The organism is Blastococcus aggregatus (assembly GCF_900221005.1).
Lineage (GTDB): Bacteria > Actinomycetota > Actinomycetes > Mycobacteriales > Geodermatophilaceae > Blastococcus > Blastococcus aggregatus.
In genome coordinates, this window is record NZ_OBQI01000003.1 from 604,723 (window position 1) to 617,857 (window position 13,135).

Sequence of the window (13,135 nt, forward strand, 5' to 3'; positions counted from 1 at the left end):
CATGCGCGCAGTCCAGATCACCCGCTTCGGCGGTCCCGAGGTCCTCGACGTCGTCGACGTCCCCGAGCCGGAGGCGGGGCCCGGTCAGACCGTCCACACCGTCTCCACGGCCGGCGTCAACTACGCCGACACCCACCAGATCGAGAACTCCTACCTGGCCGCCCAGCAGCTGCCGCTGATCCCGGGCGCCGAGTTCGTCGGCACGCCGGTCGGCGGCGGGCAGCGGGTCGTCGGCCTGCTCGACGGCGGTGGCTACGCCGAGCGGGTGGCCGCGAACGACCGGCTCACCTGGGCCGTGCCGGACGGCGTCACCGACGAGCAGGCGCTGTCGCTGGTCCTGCAGGGCTCGACCGCGTGGCACCTGCTGCGCACCAGCGCGCACCTGGCCGAGGGCGAGTCCGTCGTCGTCATCGCCGGCGCCGGTGGGGTCGGCTCGATCGCCGTCCAGCTGGCCCGCCGCTGGGGCGCCGGCCGCGTGATCGCCACCGCCTCCAGCCCGGAGAAGCGCGCCCTCACCGAGGAGCTCCGCGCGCACGCCACCGTCGACCCCGCGCTCGCCGACGACGACCCGAAGCAGTTCGCCGCCGCCCTCCGCGAGGCCAACGAGGGCAAGCCGGTCGACATCGTGCTCGAGATGACCGGCGGCAACGTCTTCTCCGGCTCGCTCTCGGCGCTGGCCCCCTTCGGCCGGCTGGTCACCTACGGCATGGCCGCCCGCCAGGAGACGCCGTCGGTGCCCCCGGGCGCGCTCATGCAGAAGAGCCGCGCCGTCATCGGCTTCTGGCTGGCCCACTGCATGGCCCGCCCCGACATGCTCGACGCCGCCATGACCGACCTGCTGGCCATGACCGCCGACGGCTCGCTCACGCCCATCGCCGGCGGCCGCTACCCGCTGTCCAACGTCCGCGACGCCCACCTGGACCTGCTCGCCCGCCGCACCACCGGCAAGCTCGTCCTCGACCCCAGCCGGTAGCGGACTTCCTGCACCGGAAGTCCGGTCACTACCCGGACTTCCGGTGCAGGACGTGCGGTTCAGACGAGCCGGTTGGTCCAGAGCAGGCTGAGGGCGGCGCCGACGAGCAGCACCAGGACGCCGACCCGCACGAACCGCGGGCTGATGTCCTTGGGCTCGGTCGTGTACCCGATCTGGCTGCCCAGGTCGGCGTACACCTCCTCGAGCTCCTCGGCGCTGGCCGCCTCGCTGTAGCTGCCGCCGGTCTCGTCGGCGATCCGCTCCAGGGTCGCCCGGTCCACCGGCACCGGCACGGTGTCGCCGTCCAGGTCGAGCGTGCCGTAGTCGGTGCCGAAGGCGATCGTGGAGACCGGGATGGAGACGTCCTTCGCGGCGGCGATCGCCTGGGTCTCCGGGCGGCCCACGGTCGGGTAGCCGTCGGAGAGCAGCACCACCCGGGCCGGCGGCGCCTCCTCGCCGGCGTCCTCCAGCGTCGACTGGAAGTTCTGGATCGCGGTCAGCGAGGTGAAGATCGCCTCGCCGATCGCCGTCGACTCCGCCAGCTCGAGGTTGTCGATCGCGCCCCGCACCTGCTCGCGGTCGGTGGTCGGCGGCACCAGCGTCGTCGCCGTCCCGGCGAAGGTGACCAGCCCCAGGTTGATCCGCTCGGGCAGCACGTCGACGAACTCCTTGGCCGCCTTCTGCATGGCCTGGAAGCGGTTGGGCTCGACGTCGCGGGCCTCCATCGACAGCGAGACGTCCACGGCCATGATCACCGTCGCCCGCTCGCGCGGGACCCGGACCTCGGTGCTCGGCTGCGCCAGCGAGACGACCAGCGTCGCGATCCCGGCGGCGACGAGGCCGAAGGCGACGTGCCGGCGCCAGCCCGGCCGCTTGGGCACCAGCGAGCCGAGCAGGGCGACGTTGGTGAACCGTGCCGCGTACGCCTTCCGGCGCAGCTGCAGGACGACGTAGAACGCGATCAGCGCCGCGACCACGACCAGGCCGAGCAGCCAGAGGGGTGCCTGGAAGGTCATCGCGACGCTCCTCCGCTGCCTGCTCGTCGCTGGTCGCCGACGAATCGCACGACGTCCATCAGCCAGTCCCGGTCGGTGCGCAGCTGCAGGTGCCCGGCGCCCGCGCGGCGCAGCGCGGCGGCGATCCGGGCCCGCTCCTCCGCGGCCCCCTGCGCGAACCGCGCGCGGAACTCGGCGTTGCCCGTGGGCACCTCCAGCGTCTGCCCGGTCTCCGGGTCGACGACGGTCAGCAGCCCCACGTCGGGCAGCTCGAGCTCCCGCGGGTCAACCACCTCGATGGCCAGCAGCTCGTGCCGGGTGCCCAGCGCACGCAGCGGCCGCTCCCAGTCGCTGTCGCCCAGGAAGTCCGAGACGACCACGACCAGCCCGCGCCGGCGCTCCGGACGGCGCAGCGTCTCCAGCGCGGCGGCCAGGTCACCGCGGCGCCCACCGGCGGCCCGCGGGGTGGCGACGACGGACCGCAGCAGGCGCTCGGCGGCGACCCGGCCCGGCAGCGCGGGGTGCCGGACCACCTGCTCCCCCGTCGTCACGACCGCCCCGAGGCGGTTCCCCCCGTGCACGGTGAGGTGCCCGACGGCAGCCAGCCCGGCGATGGCGAGGTCGCGCTTCAGGCAGTGGGCGGTGCCGAAGTCCAGGCTCGCGGACAGGTCGACCACGGCCCACGTCTCCAGCTCGCGGTCGGCGATCGTCTCGCGGACGTGCGGCATCTGGGTGCGGGCGGTCACGTGCCAGTCCATGCGGCGGACGTCGTCACCCGGGTGGTAGGTGCGCGAATCGCCGGCCTCGGAGCCGGAGCCCGGCACCAGCCCCAGGTGGTCGCCCTGCAGCAGTCCGTCGAGCCTGCGGCGGACGGTGAGCTCCAGCCGGCGGAGCAGCACGTCGGTCGGGCCGTCGGTGAACCGCGGCGGGGCGCCGCTGTCCGCGCCGGGGCTCTCCCCCGTGTCGTGCAGCAGGAGCCCCGGGTGGGCCGGGCTCGCCGGGGACGAGTCGGCGCTGCGGCGGCGGCGGATCACGCCGGGTGCGGCCCGTGCCCGTTGGAGCCCGGACCGCCCTGCGCGCCCTGGCCCGGGGCGCCGTAGGCCGTCGCACCCTGACCCGGGGCGCCGTAGGCCGTCGCACCCGGACCCGCGCCCTGCTGCACCGGCTGGCCCTGCGGCGGGCCGTACTGCGGCACCTGAGGTCCGCCGCCGGGCCCGAAGCCGCCGGCGCTCTGCCGGGGCGCCACCTGAGGCAGCGGCACCGTCTGCACGATCCGCTTCACGATGTGGTCGGCCGGCACACCGTCGGCCAGCGCGTCGTAGGAGAGCACCAGCCGGTGGCGGAGCACGTCGGCGGTGATGTCGAGGACGTCCTGCGGGAGCACGTAGTCGCGGCCGCGCACCAGCGCGAGCGCCCGGCTGGCCGCGATCAGCCCGAGCGAGGCCCGCGGGCTGGCGCCGTAGGACACCCACGTCGCGACGTCCTCCATGCCGTGCTCGCGCGGCGTGCGGGTGGCCACCACGAGGCGGACGACGTAGTCGACCAGGGCGTGGTGCACGAACACCTGGGAGGCGGTCTTCTGCAGCCGGCGCAGCTCGTCGGGGCCCAGCACCGTCTCGGCGACCGGGGGCTCGGAGCCCATCCGGTAGATGATCTCGCGCTCCTCCTCCGGGCTCGGGTAGTCCACGAGGACCTTCATGAGGAAGCGGTCGCGTTGCGCCTCGGGCAGCGGGTAGACGCCCTCGGACTCGATCGGGTTCTGCGTGGCCAGCACGAGGAAGGGATCGGGCAGCGGGTGGGTGACCCCGCCGATGGAGACCTGCCGCTCGGCCATGACCTCCAGCAACGCCGACTGCACCTTGGCCGGCGCGCGGTTGATCTCGTCGGTGAGCACGAAGTTGGCGAAGACCGGGCCCAGCTCGGTGTCGAAGGCGTCCTGCCCGGACTTGTAGATGCGGGTACCGATGATGTCGGCCGGCACCAGGTCGGGGGTGAACTGCAGGCGGGCGAACTTCCCGCCGACGACGGTGGCCAGCGTCTCGACGGCGAGGGTCTTCGCCACGCCCGGCACGCCCTCGAGCAGCACGTGCCCGCGGGCCAGCAGGGCGACCAGCATCCGCTCGATCAGACGGTCCTGGCCGACGATCACGCGCTTGATCTCGAACAGCACCCGCTCCAGCCGGGCGGCGTCGACCGCCGGCGGTACCGGGCCGCCCGCCTGGGCGGGCGCGTTCTCGGTCGGCGTGCTGGCAGCGCTCGTCACGGGGCTCCCTGGTCGTGCCGGGCCGCGACCCCCGGGCTGAGGAGGCCGTCGACGGGGCGGCGCAGCCGTCCCCAGCGCCAGTGTCCTACACCTTCCTGGGCGGCACCTGCATGCCGCGGCCGATCACGATCAGGGCGCGCGCGACGGCTGCCCCAGGAGGCTCTCGACTGCTAGCCTCGGAGGTGCGTCGGGCAGCTCCCCCCGTGGCTGCCCGACGCCTTTCTCGTGCGCGCCGGCGGGGTCACCGGGCCGGCTGTCAGGCGCTGGGACGCACCGCGCCGATGTAGCCGCCCCACCGCATGGCGGTCTCCCGGACGGTCTTGCCGCTCTCCGGGGCCTCGATGATCCGGTCGCCGCCGAGGTAGATGGCGACGTGGTGGATCGTCGAGGGCCGGCCCGGGTCGGTGGCCCAGAAGACCAGGTCGCCGGGCTGCAGCGACCCGCGGGCGACCTTCGGCGACGCGGCGTACTGGTCCCGGCTGTTGCGCGGGATGGAGATGCCCGCCTGGCCGTAGGCGTACTGGGTGAGGCCGCTGCAGTCGAAGCCGACGACACCCTCGTCGGGATCCTGGCCGGGGCCGGGGCCGCGACGGCCGCCACCACCCCAGGCGTACGGGGTACCGATGTAGCGCCGCGCCGCCGCGATGGCGGTCTGCGCGTCGGAGGCGGATCCCGGGCCGGCCGGGTTCTGGACGCCCGGGTTCTGGACGACCGGCGGGGTCGCCGTCGGCCGGCCGGCCGGCGTCGAGGGGGACGAGGACGACGAGGCGGGGGGCGCGACCCGCTGGACGGTGGTGGCCCGCGCGGCCGCGGCGGCCTGCTCGGCTGCGGCGCGCTCGGCGGCGGCGCGGGCGCCGACGAGGGTGGTCAGCTGCTTCTGCGCGGCGTCGAGATCCGCCTGCACCACTGCCTGCTGGGACGCCACCTCCGCTGCCTGGGCACGGGCGGACTGCTCGGCGGCCGTGGCCACCTCGAGCTGACGGGCGGCCTCCTGCTGCAGCCCGTCGGCCTCGACGACGGCGGTGCGGGCGATGACCTCGGCCGCGGTGGCCTGCTGCTGGAGGACCGTGACGGTGCCCAGCACGTCGGTGCGGTGCGACCCGGCCGCCTCGAGCAGCGCGGCGCGCTCGATCAGCTGGGACGGGTTGCCCGCGGTGAGCAGGGCCGTGGCCCCGGGGCTGGTGCTGCCCTCCATGTAGCTGCGGCGGGCGAAGGCGATGACGTCGTCGCGGGCCACGCCCAGCTCGGCGGTCTTCCGCGCGGCCTCGGCCGCGGCGGACTCGGCCTGCTGGCGGGCGGCCTCGGCGGCGGCCTCGGTGGCCTGGAACTCGTCGAGGGCGAGGAGCGCATCGGTGCGCGCGGTCTCCACGCCGGCGCCGGCTGCGGCCAGTCGTTCGTTGAGCTCGCCGATCCGCGCAGCCACGGCGTCGGCCTGGCTCTGCGCGGCGGCGATCTCGCCGTCACTGGGCCGGCGGGGTGTGGCGTCGGCGACCGCAGGGGTCAGTCCGAGGAGGACCGCGGCGGCGATCGCCGTCCCGCCCACGCGCAGCGCGCGGCGACCCCACGTCGCTCGCACCGGGCTGTTCGGGGTACCGCTGTCCACGTCGCGACCTCTTCCGGCTGCTCGACGGCGGGCACCCGGAGGGGTGCCACCACAGAGGGCATCGGTCGGTCGGACGGCGCCGTTGAGGGCGCCTCACCCCGAGGGGTGAGGCGCCACCGGCGGGTGACGCGGGCGGTTCCGTTCAGTTGATCTGCCGCTCGGAGCCCTCCCAGAACGACTCGCGGAGCTTGAACTTCTGGATCTTGCCGGTGGCGGTGCGCGCCAGCTCGTCGCGGAACTCGACCCGCTTCGGGATCTTGTAGCCGGCGATCTTCCCGCGGCAGTGGGCGACGATGTCGGCCTCGGTGACCTGCTCGCCCTCGGCGACGACGACGATCGCGGTGACCCTCTCGCCCCACTTGTCGTCCGGGACCCCGATGACGGCGACCTCCGCGACCGCCGGGTGGCTGAACACGGCGTCCTCCACCTCGATCGAGGAGACGTTCTCGCCGCCGGTGATGATCACGTCCTTCTTGCGGTCGGAGATCGTGAGGTAGCCGCCGTCGTCGATCGTGCCCCCGTCGCCGGTGTGGAACCAGCCGCCCTCCAGGGCCTCGGCCGAGGCGTCGGGGTTCTCCCAGTAGCCGGCCAGCACGGTGTTGCCCTGCGCCAGCACCTCGCCGGTCTCGCTGACCGACATCCGGGTCCCCAGCGCCGGGACGCCGGCGCGGGAGAGCCGCTTGGCCCGCTCCTCGGGCTCGAGGTCGTCGTACTCGGCACGCGGCCGGTTGATGGTGAGCAGCGGCGCGGTCTCGGTGAGGCCGTAGATCTGGTTGAACTCCCAGCCGAGCTCGGCCTCGACGCGGGCGATGGTCTTCGACGGCGGCGGTGCGCCGGCGACGATGATGCGCACCTTGTCCCGGCCGGGGATCTCGCCCTCCCAGTCCGCCGCCGCCTCCAGCACGGCGTTCCACACCGCGGGGGCGCCGGCCATGATCGTGACGCCGTGCTCCTCGACGCGGCGGAGGATCTCGGCGCCGTCGACCTTGCGCAGGACGACCTGCTGCGCCCCCACGCCGGCCATCGTGTACGGCAGGCCCCAGCCGTTGCAGTGGAACATCGGCAGCGTGTGCAGGTAGACGTCGCGGTCGCTGACCTGCATGTGCATGCCGAACGTGACCGCGTTGATCCACAGGTTGCGGTGGGTCATCTGCACGCCCTTCGGCCGCGCCGTCGTCCCCGACGTGTAGTTGATCGTCGCCGTCGCGTCCTCGTCCGGCTCGGCCCACGGCCGCGGCTCGACGTCGTACCGCAGCAGCTGCTCGTACTCCTCCCCCGTGCCGAAGCGGTGCGCGGCCCGCACGCCCTTCAGCGAGGACTCCAGCTCCGGGTCCACGAACAGCACCCGCGCGCCGCAGTGGCCGACGATGTACTCGACCTCCTCCGGCGAGAGCCGGAAGTTGATCGGCACCGCGACCCGTCCCGAGGCGGGGACGGCGAGCAGCACCTCCAGCAGCCGGGCCGCGTTGTGGCTGACGATCGCCACCCGCTCCCCCTCGGCGATGCCGAGCTCGTCGAGCGCCGCCTGCAGCGCCCGGCCGCGGCGGGCCACCTCGCGGTAGCTCAGCCCGCCCAAGGACGGCGCCGGCTGGGTCGGCTCGTCGACGATGCCGATCCGGTCGCCGTAGACGAGCTCGGCTCGTTCGAGGAAGTCGCGGGTGGTCAAGGGCACGCGCATGCCGGCTCCCTGGGGTGCGCGGCCGGCTCGCACCGGCCGCTCGACGTGGTGGCCGTCACGCTAGCCGTCCCCGGGGCACTACAGCAGGGAGAGCCCCAGCCGCTCGCTGAGCAGGTGCAGCGCCGCGCGGCCCGCACGGGAGTTGCCGGCCCGGTCCAGCGGCGGGGACCAGGCGCAGACGCCGAACCTGTTCGGCACGTCGCCCATCACGGCACCGGCCACCCCGCTCTTGCAGGGGAAGCCCACGTCGTAGGCGAACTGGCCGGCCGCGTCGTAGGTGCCGCAGGTCATCATCACCGCGTTGACCCGCCGGGCCAGCGGCTCGGCCAGCACCCGGTCGCCGGTGCGCGGGTCCACCCCGTCGGAGGCGAGGAACCGGGCGGCCCGGGCCAGCTCCCGGGTGGTCACGGTCAGCGCACACAGCTGCGCGTAGGCGTCGACCACCTCGGCCACCGGGTGGGTCAGGTTGTCGAACGAGCTCATCAGGTGGCCCATCGCCATGTTCATGTCCGCGGTGGCGCGCTCGTCGGCGAGCACCGCGGGATCGGGCTCGAGGCGTTCCCCGACGAGGCCGGACAGCAGGTCGGTGACCGCGGCCACGGCCGCCTCGGGCGACCCGGTCGCCCCCACGAGCACGTCGCACACGACGACGGCGCCGGCGTTGATGAACGGATTGCGCGGGATCCCGTGCTCGTGCTCGAGCTGGATCAGGGAGTCGAAGGGATCCCCCGACGGCTCCCTCCCCACCCGGCGGAAGACGTCCTCGCCGACCTGCTGGAGCGCCGCGGTCAGCGTGAACACCTTGACCACGCTCTGCACCGGGAAGCCGACGTCGGCGTCGCCGGCGACGTGCTCGGTGCCGTCGAGCTCGCACAGCGCCAGGGCGAACCGCTCGGGCCCGGCCCCGGGCTGGGCGACCTCGTCGTCCTCGGCCAGCGGGCGGGCCTCGGCAGCCACGCGGTCGAGGGCGTCGGTGAGGTCGTCGGGCAGGTCGTCGGGAGTGGGGGGCACCCGTGCACGCTGCCACGGCACCCGCCGCCGGGCCCGGTGAGCGGGTCAGCCGGCCGTGAGCAGCCGGGGCAGCGACGCGCCGATCGGCTCGGCGACCAGGAGGGAGGCCAGGTCGTCGAACGGCGTCGGTTCGGCGTTGACGATGACGACCTGCGCGCCGGACCGGAGCGCCACCTCCACCAGCCCGGCGACCGGCCACACCTGCAGCGAGGTGCCGACGGCGAGGAAGACGTCGCAGTCCCGGGCCGCGGCGACGGCGGCGGTCACGGCACGGGCGTCGAGCTCCTGCCCGAAGCTGATCGTCGCCGACTTGAGGATCCCGCCGCAGACCAGGCAGGCCGGGTCGGGTTCACCGGACGCGACCCGCTCCAGCGCGGACCGCATCGTCGTCCGGTCGCCGCAACCGAGGCACTCGACCTCGTGCACCGTCCCGTGGATCTCGACCACCCGGTCCGGGGAGCAGCCCGCCGCCTGGTGCAGCCCGTCCACGTTCTGGGTGACGATCGTGCGCAGCCGGCCCTGGCGCTCGAGATCGACCAGCGCGGCGTGGCCGGCGTTGGGCAGGGGCGCGCCCGTGCGGACAGCTCCCCGCGCATGAGCCACGCCCGGCGGCGGATGTCGGGATCGGACAGGTAGTAGGAGAGCGTCACCAGCTTCTCGGCGTCGGGATCGCGCGTCCACACGCCCTGCGGCCCCCGGTAGTCCGGGATGCCGCTGTCGGTCGAGATGCCCGCTCCGGTCAGCGCGGTGATCCGCGTGGCCTCGGTCAGCCAGTCGGGCAGGGGTTCGGGGACGGTGCCGGTCACGTCGTCCACGGTAAGGGTCGCCTCACCCGGTGCGTGGTTGCGCGAAATGGGATGATCGGGGGTGGACACGAGCGCGACGAACCAGCCGCGACGAACCATCGAGGGGTAGGCGCAGAAGAGTGGCAGCCAGCAAGGACAGCTTCGGAGCCCGGTCGACGCTCAGCGTCGAGGGGACCGACTACGACATCTACCGACTCGACGCGGTGGAGGGCTCCGAGAAGCTGCCCTTCAGCCTGAAGGTCCTCCTCGAGAACCTGCTGCGGACCGAGGACGGCGCGGACATCACCGCCGACCACATCCGGGCGATCGCCAACTGGGACCCGTCGGCCGAGCCCGACCAGGAGATCCAGTTCACCCCGGCCCGCGTGGTCATGCAGGACTTCACCGGCGTCCCCTGCATCGTCGACCTCGCCACGATGCGCGAGGCCATGGCCGAGCTCGGCGGCGACCCGCAGAAGATCAACCCGCTCGCCCCCGCCGAGCTGGTCATCGACCACTCGGTCATCGCCGACATCTTCGGCACCGAGGACTCGTTCCAGCGCAACGTCGAGATCGAGTACGAGCGCAACGGCGAGCGCTACCAGTTCCTCCGCTGGGGCCAGGGCGCCTTCAGCGACTTCAAGGTCGTCCCCCCGGGCACCGGCATCGTGCACCAGGTCAACATCGAGCACCTGGCCCGCGTGATCTTCCCGCGCGCCGAGGAGCAGGCCGACGGCACGACCCGCACGATCGCCTACCCCGACACCTGCGTCGGCACCGACTCGCACACCACGATGGTCAACGGCCTGGGCGTGCTCGGCTGGGGCGTCGGCGGCATCGAGGCCGAGGCCGCGATGCTCGGCCAGCCGGTCTCGATGCTCATCCCCCGCGTCGTGGGCTTCAAGCTCTTCGGCCAGCTGCCGGACGGCGCCACCGCGACCGACCTGGTCCTCACGATCACCGAGATGCTCCGCGAGCACGGCGTGGTCGGGAAGTTCGTCGAGTTCTACGGCGAGGGCGTCTCGGCGGTGCCGCTGGCCAACCGCGCCACGATCGGCAACATGAGCCCGGAGTTCGGCTCCACCGCGGCGATGTTCCCGATCGACGAGGAGACCATCACCTACCTGGAGCTCACCGGCCGCTCGGCCGAGCAGGTGGCGCTGGTGGAGGCCTACGCCAAGGAGCAGGGCCTCTGGCACGACGCCTCCCGCGAGCCCGCGTTCTCCGAGTACCTGGAGCTCGACCTCGGCAGCGTCGTCCCCTCGATCGCCGGCCCGAAGCGCCCGCAGGACCGCGTCGCCATCACCGAGGCGAAGGAGGCGTTCCGCGAGGCGCTGGTGGACTACGTGGCGGCCGACGAGACCGGCGGCGAGGACCGCAAGCCGGGTGTTCCCGCGCAGGAGAAGCCCTTCGGCGTCGTCTCCTCGGTGGACGAGGCGTCGGCGGAGTCCTTCCCGGCGTCCGACCCGGCCGCCCCCTCCGAGCACGGCAACGGCGAGGCGGGAAAGCCGCACACCGCGGTGAACGGGCACGACACCGAGCGCCCGTCGAAGCCGACCCGCGTGGTCATGGAGGACGGCACCGAGACCTTCGTCGACCACGGCCACGTCGTGATCGCCGCGATCACCTCCTGCACCAACACCTCGAACCCGCAGGTGATGATCGGCGCCGCGCTGCTGGCGAAGAACGCCGTCGAGCGCGGGCTGACCAGCAAGCCGTGGGTGAAGACGACGCTGGCCCCCGGGTCCAAGGTCGTCATGGACTACTACGAGAAGGCCGAGCTCACCCCCTACCTGGAGAAGCTCGGCTTCTACCTGGTCGGGTACGGCTGCACGACCTGCATCGGCAACTCCGGCCCGCTCCCCGAGCCGGTCAGCCAGGCGGTCAACGAGGCCGACCTCGCCGTCGTCTCGGTGCTCTCGGGCAACCGCAACTTCGAGGGCCGGATCAACCCCGACGTCAAGATGAACTACCTGGCCTCGCCGCCGCTGGTCATCGCCTACGCCCTGGCCGGCTCGATGGACGTCGACCTCAACAACGACCCGCTCGGGCAGGACCCGGACGGCAACGACGTCTACCTGCGCGACCTGTGGCCGTCCCCGCAGGAGGTCCAGCGGGTCATCGACCACGCCGTCTCCGCGGAGCAGTTCGGCCGCAGCTACGAGGACGTGTTCGCCGGAACCGAGCAGTGGCAGAACCTGCCCACCCCGACCGGCGACACCTTCGAGTGGGCCGAGGACAGCACCTACGTCCGTCGTCCTCCGTACTTCGACGGCATGCCGGCCGAGCCGACCCCGGTCGAGGACATCGCCGGCGCCCGCACCCTCGCGGTGCTCGGCGACTCCGTGACCACCGACCACATCTCCCCGGCCGGCTCCATCAAGGCCGACAGCCCCGCCGGCAAGTACCTGCGCGAGCACGGCATCGACCGCCGCGACTTCAACTCCTACGGCTCCCGCCGCGGGAACCACGAGGTCATGATCCGCGGCACCTTCGCCAACATCCGGCTGCGCAACCAGCTGGTGCCCGGCACCGAGGGCGGCGTCACGAAGAACCACCTGACCGGCGAGACGACGACGATCTACGACGCCTCGCGCGCCTACATCGACGCCGGCATCCCGCTGGTCGTGCTGGCCGGCAAGGAGTACGGCTCCGGCTCGTCGCGCGACTGGGCGGCCAAGGGCACGGCGCTGCTGGGCGTCAAGGCGGTCATCGCCGAGAGCTACGAGCGCATCCACCGCTCCAACCTCATCGGCATGGGTGTGCTGCCGCTGCAGTACCCCGAGGGCCAGACCGCGGAGTCGCTCGGCCTGACCGGCGACGAGGAGTTCACGATCACCGGGATCACCGCGCTGAACGACGGCTCGGTGCCCCGCACGGTCAAGGTGAAGGCCGGCGACGTGGAATTCGACGCGCGCGTCCGGATCGACACCCCCGGTGAGGCGAACTACTACCGCAACGGCGGGATCATGCAGTACGTGCTGCGCTCGCTCCGCGGCACCGCGGCCTGATCGAGGGCTGAACAGATGGACCTGGGCCTGGGTGGTCGCGGATACCTGCTCACCGGCGCGAGCCGGGGGCTCGGTTTCGCGACCGCCCGGGCCCTGGTCGACGACGGGGCGCGGGTGCTGATCAGCTCGCGCTCCGTCGAGTCCGTGGACGCCGCCGTCGCCTCCCTCGGTGGGGCGCCGGCGGCGGCCGGCATCGCCGCCGACCTGGCCGACGACGACGCCGCCGAGCGGCTGGTCACCGAGGCGTGCGAACGGCTGGGCACCGTCGACGGGGTGCTGATCTCGGTCGGCGGCCCCGCACCCGGCACCGTGCTCTCGACCCCGGAGGACGCCTGGCGGGCCGGGGTGGAGTCGGTGCTGCTCGGGCCGCTGCGGCTGGTCCGCGCCCTCGTCCCGCACCTGGGCGAGGGGGCGGCGATCGGCTTCGTGCTGTCCATCTCGGTGAAGCAGCCGATCGGGCACCTGGCCATCTCCAATGGGCTGCGCCCCGGCCTGGCGATGACCGCGAAAGCGCTGGCCGACGAGCTCGGCCCCCGCGGCATCCGCGTGCTCGGGCTGCTGCCGGGCACGATCGCCACCGACCGGATCGCCGAGATCGAGGCGGCGTCCGGTGACCCCGAGAAGGCCCGCGCCCGCACCGAGGCGGGGATCCCGCTGCGCCGCGTCGGCCGGCCGGAGGAGTTCGGCCGGGTCGCCGCGTTCGCCCTCTCCCCCGCCGCCTCCTACCTGAGCGGCACGATGATCGCCGTCGACGGCGGCATGACCCGGGCGCTGTGAGAGCAACCTGCACCGACCGTGCGCGTTCCGGGGTCTCCC

At 73.5% G+C, this 13,135-nt stretch carries 10 protein-coding genes and 1 pseudogene; 3 read left to right on the plus strand and 8 right to left on the minus strand.

From position 1 onward, the window contains the following. Nucleotide 1 precedes the first annotated feature (1 nt). Complete coding sequence (locus CRP29_RS12680) at nucleotides 2-973, plus strand: quinone oxidoreductase family protein (RefSeq protein ID WP_097195374.1); 972 nt, start codon at nucleotides 2-4, stop codon at nucleotides 971-973. A gap of 59 nt (nucleotides 974-1,032) precedes the next feature. Here the strand turns inward: CRP29_RS12680 and CRP29_RS12685 are convergent, their stop codons facing one another. The 8 genes and pseudogenes from CRP29_RS12685 to CRP29_RS23575 form a co-directional block, all read right to left on the minus strand. Next, nucleotides 1,033-1,989: a VWA domain-containing protein gene (locus tag CRP29_RS12685; RefSeq protein ID WP_097195375.1), complete on the minus strand. Its 957-nt coding sequence runs from the start codon at nucleotides 1,987-1,989 to the stop codon at nucleotides 1,033-1,035. Then, nucleotides 1,986-3,002: a DUF58 domain-containing protein gene (locus CRP29_RS12690; RefSeq protein ID WP_097195376.1), complete on the minus strand. Its 1,017-nt coding sequence runs from the start codon at nucleotides 3,000-3,002 to the stop codon at nucleotides 1,986-1,988. The genes CRP29_RS12685 and CRP29_RS12690 overlap by 4 nt, the downstream gene beginning before the upstream one ends. Then, complete coding sequence (locus CRP29_RS12695) at nucleotides 2,999-4,231, minus strand: AAA family ATPase (protein ID WP_245852764.1); 1,233 nt, start codon at nucleotides 4,229-4,231, stop codon at nucleotides 2,999-3,001. The genes CRP29_RS12690 and CRP29_RS12695 overlap by 4 nt, the downstream gene beginning before the upstream one ends. A 256-nt stretch (nucleotides 4,232-4,487) precedes the next feature. Further along, complete coding sequence (locus CRP29_RS12700) at nucleotides 4,488-5,834, minus strand: C40 family peptidase (protein ID WP_245852765.1); 1,347 nt, start codon at nucleotides 5,832-5,834, stop codon at nucleotides 4,488-4,490. A 142-nt stretch (nucleotides 5,835-5,976) separates the two neighbouring features. Next, nucleotides 5,977-7,512, minus strand: coding sequence for a long-chain-fatty-acid--CoA ligase (locus CRP29_RS12705; protein ID WP_097195377.1), 1,536 nt, complete (start codon nucleotides 7,510-7,512; stop codon nucleotides 5,977-5,979). Between the two features lie 78 nt (nucleotides 7,513-7,590). Continuing rightward, on the minus strand, nucleotides 7,591-8,523 hold the full coding sequence (gene glsA, locus CRP29_RS12710) for a glutaminase A (RefSeq protein ID WP_217991576.1): 933 nt from the start codon (nucleotides 8,521-8,523) through the stop codon (nucleotides 7,591-7,593). A 45-nt stretch (nucleotides 8,524-8,568) separates the two neighbouring features. Continuing rightward, the gene (locus CRP29_RS23570) at nucleotides 8,569-9,126 is read right to left on the minus strand and encodes an SIR2 family NAD-dependent protein deacylase (protein WP_281256800.1); all 558 of its coding nucleotides are present in this window, start codon (nucleotides 9,124-9,126) and stop codon (nucleotides 8,569-8,571) included. 62 nt (nucleotides 9,127-9,188) lie between these two features. Continuing rightward, nucleotides 9,189-9,428: pseudogene (locus CRP29_RS23575) on the minus strand (Sir2 family NAD-dependent protein deacetylase); the annotation flags it as partial. A gap of 20 nt (nucleotides 9,429-9,448) precedes the next feature. On the opposite strand from CRP29_RS23575, the gene CRP29_RS12720 reads away from it, so the two are divergent. Together CRP29_RS12720 and CRP29_RS12725 are read left to right on the plus strand one after the other, a co-directional pair. Next, nucleotides 9,449-12,319 carry an aconitate hydratase gene (locus CRP29_RS12720; RefSeq protein ID WP_097195378.1) on the plus strand — a complete coding sequence of 957 codons (2,871 nt, stop codon included), beginning with the start codon at nucleotides 9,449-9,451 and terminating at the stop codon, nucleotides 12,317-12,319. 15 nt (nucleotides 12,320-12,334) lie between these two features. After that, nucleotides 12,335-13,096, plus strand: a complete 762-nt coding sequence (locus tag CRP29_RS12725) for an SDR family oxidoreductase (protein WP_097195379.1) — start codon at nucleotides 12,335-12,337, stop codon at nucleotides 13,094-13,096. Nucleotides 13,097-13,135: the final 39 nt, after the last annotated feature.

Bases quoted from the DNA above. Each gene is read 5' to 3' on its own strand.
- CRP29_RS12680 (WP_097195374.1), top strand. From the start codon at position 2: ATGCGCGCAGTCCAGATCACCCGCTTCGGCGGTCCCGAGGTCCTCGAC.
- CRP29_RS12685 (WP_097195375.1), bottom strand. From the start codon at position 1,989: ATGACCTTCCAGGCACCCCTCTGGCTGCTCGGCCTGGTCGTGGTCGCG.
- CRP29_RS12705 (WP_097195377.1), bottom strand. From the start codon at position 7,512: ATGCGCGTGCCCTTGACCACCCGCGACTTCCTCGAACGAGCCGAGCTC.
- CRP29_RS12725 (WP_097195379.1), top strand. From the start codon at position 12,335: ATGGACCTGGGCCTGGGTGGTCGCGGATACCTGCTCACCGGCGCGAGC.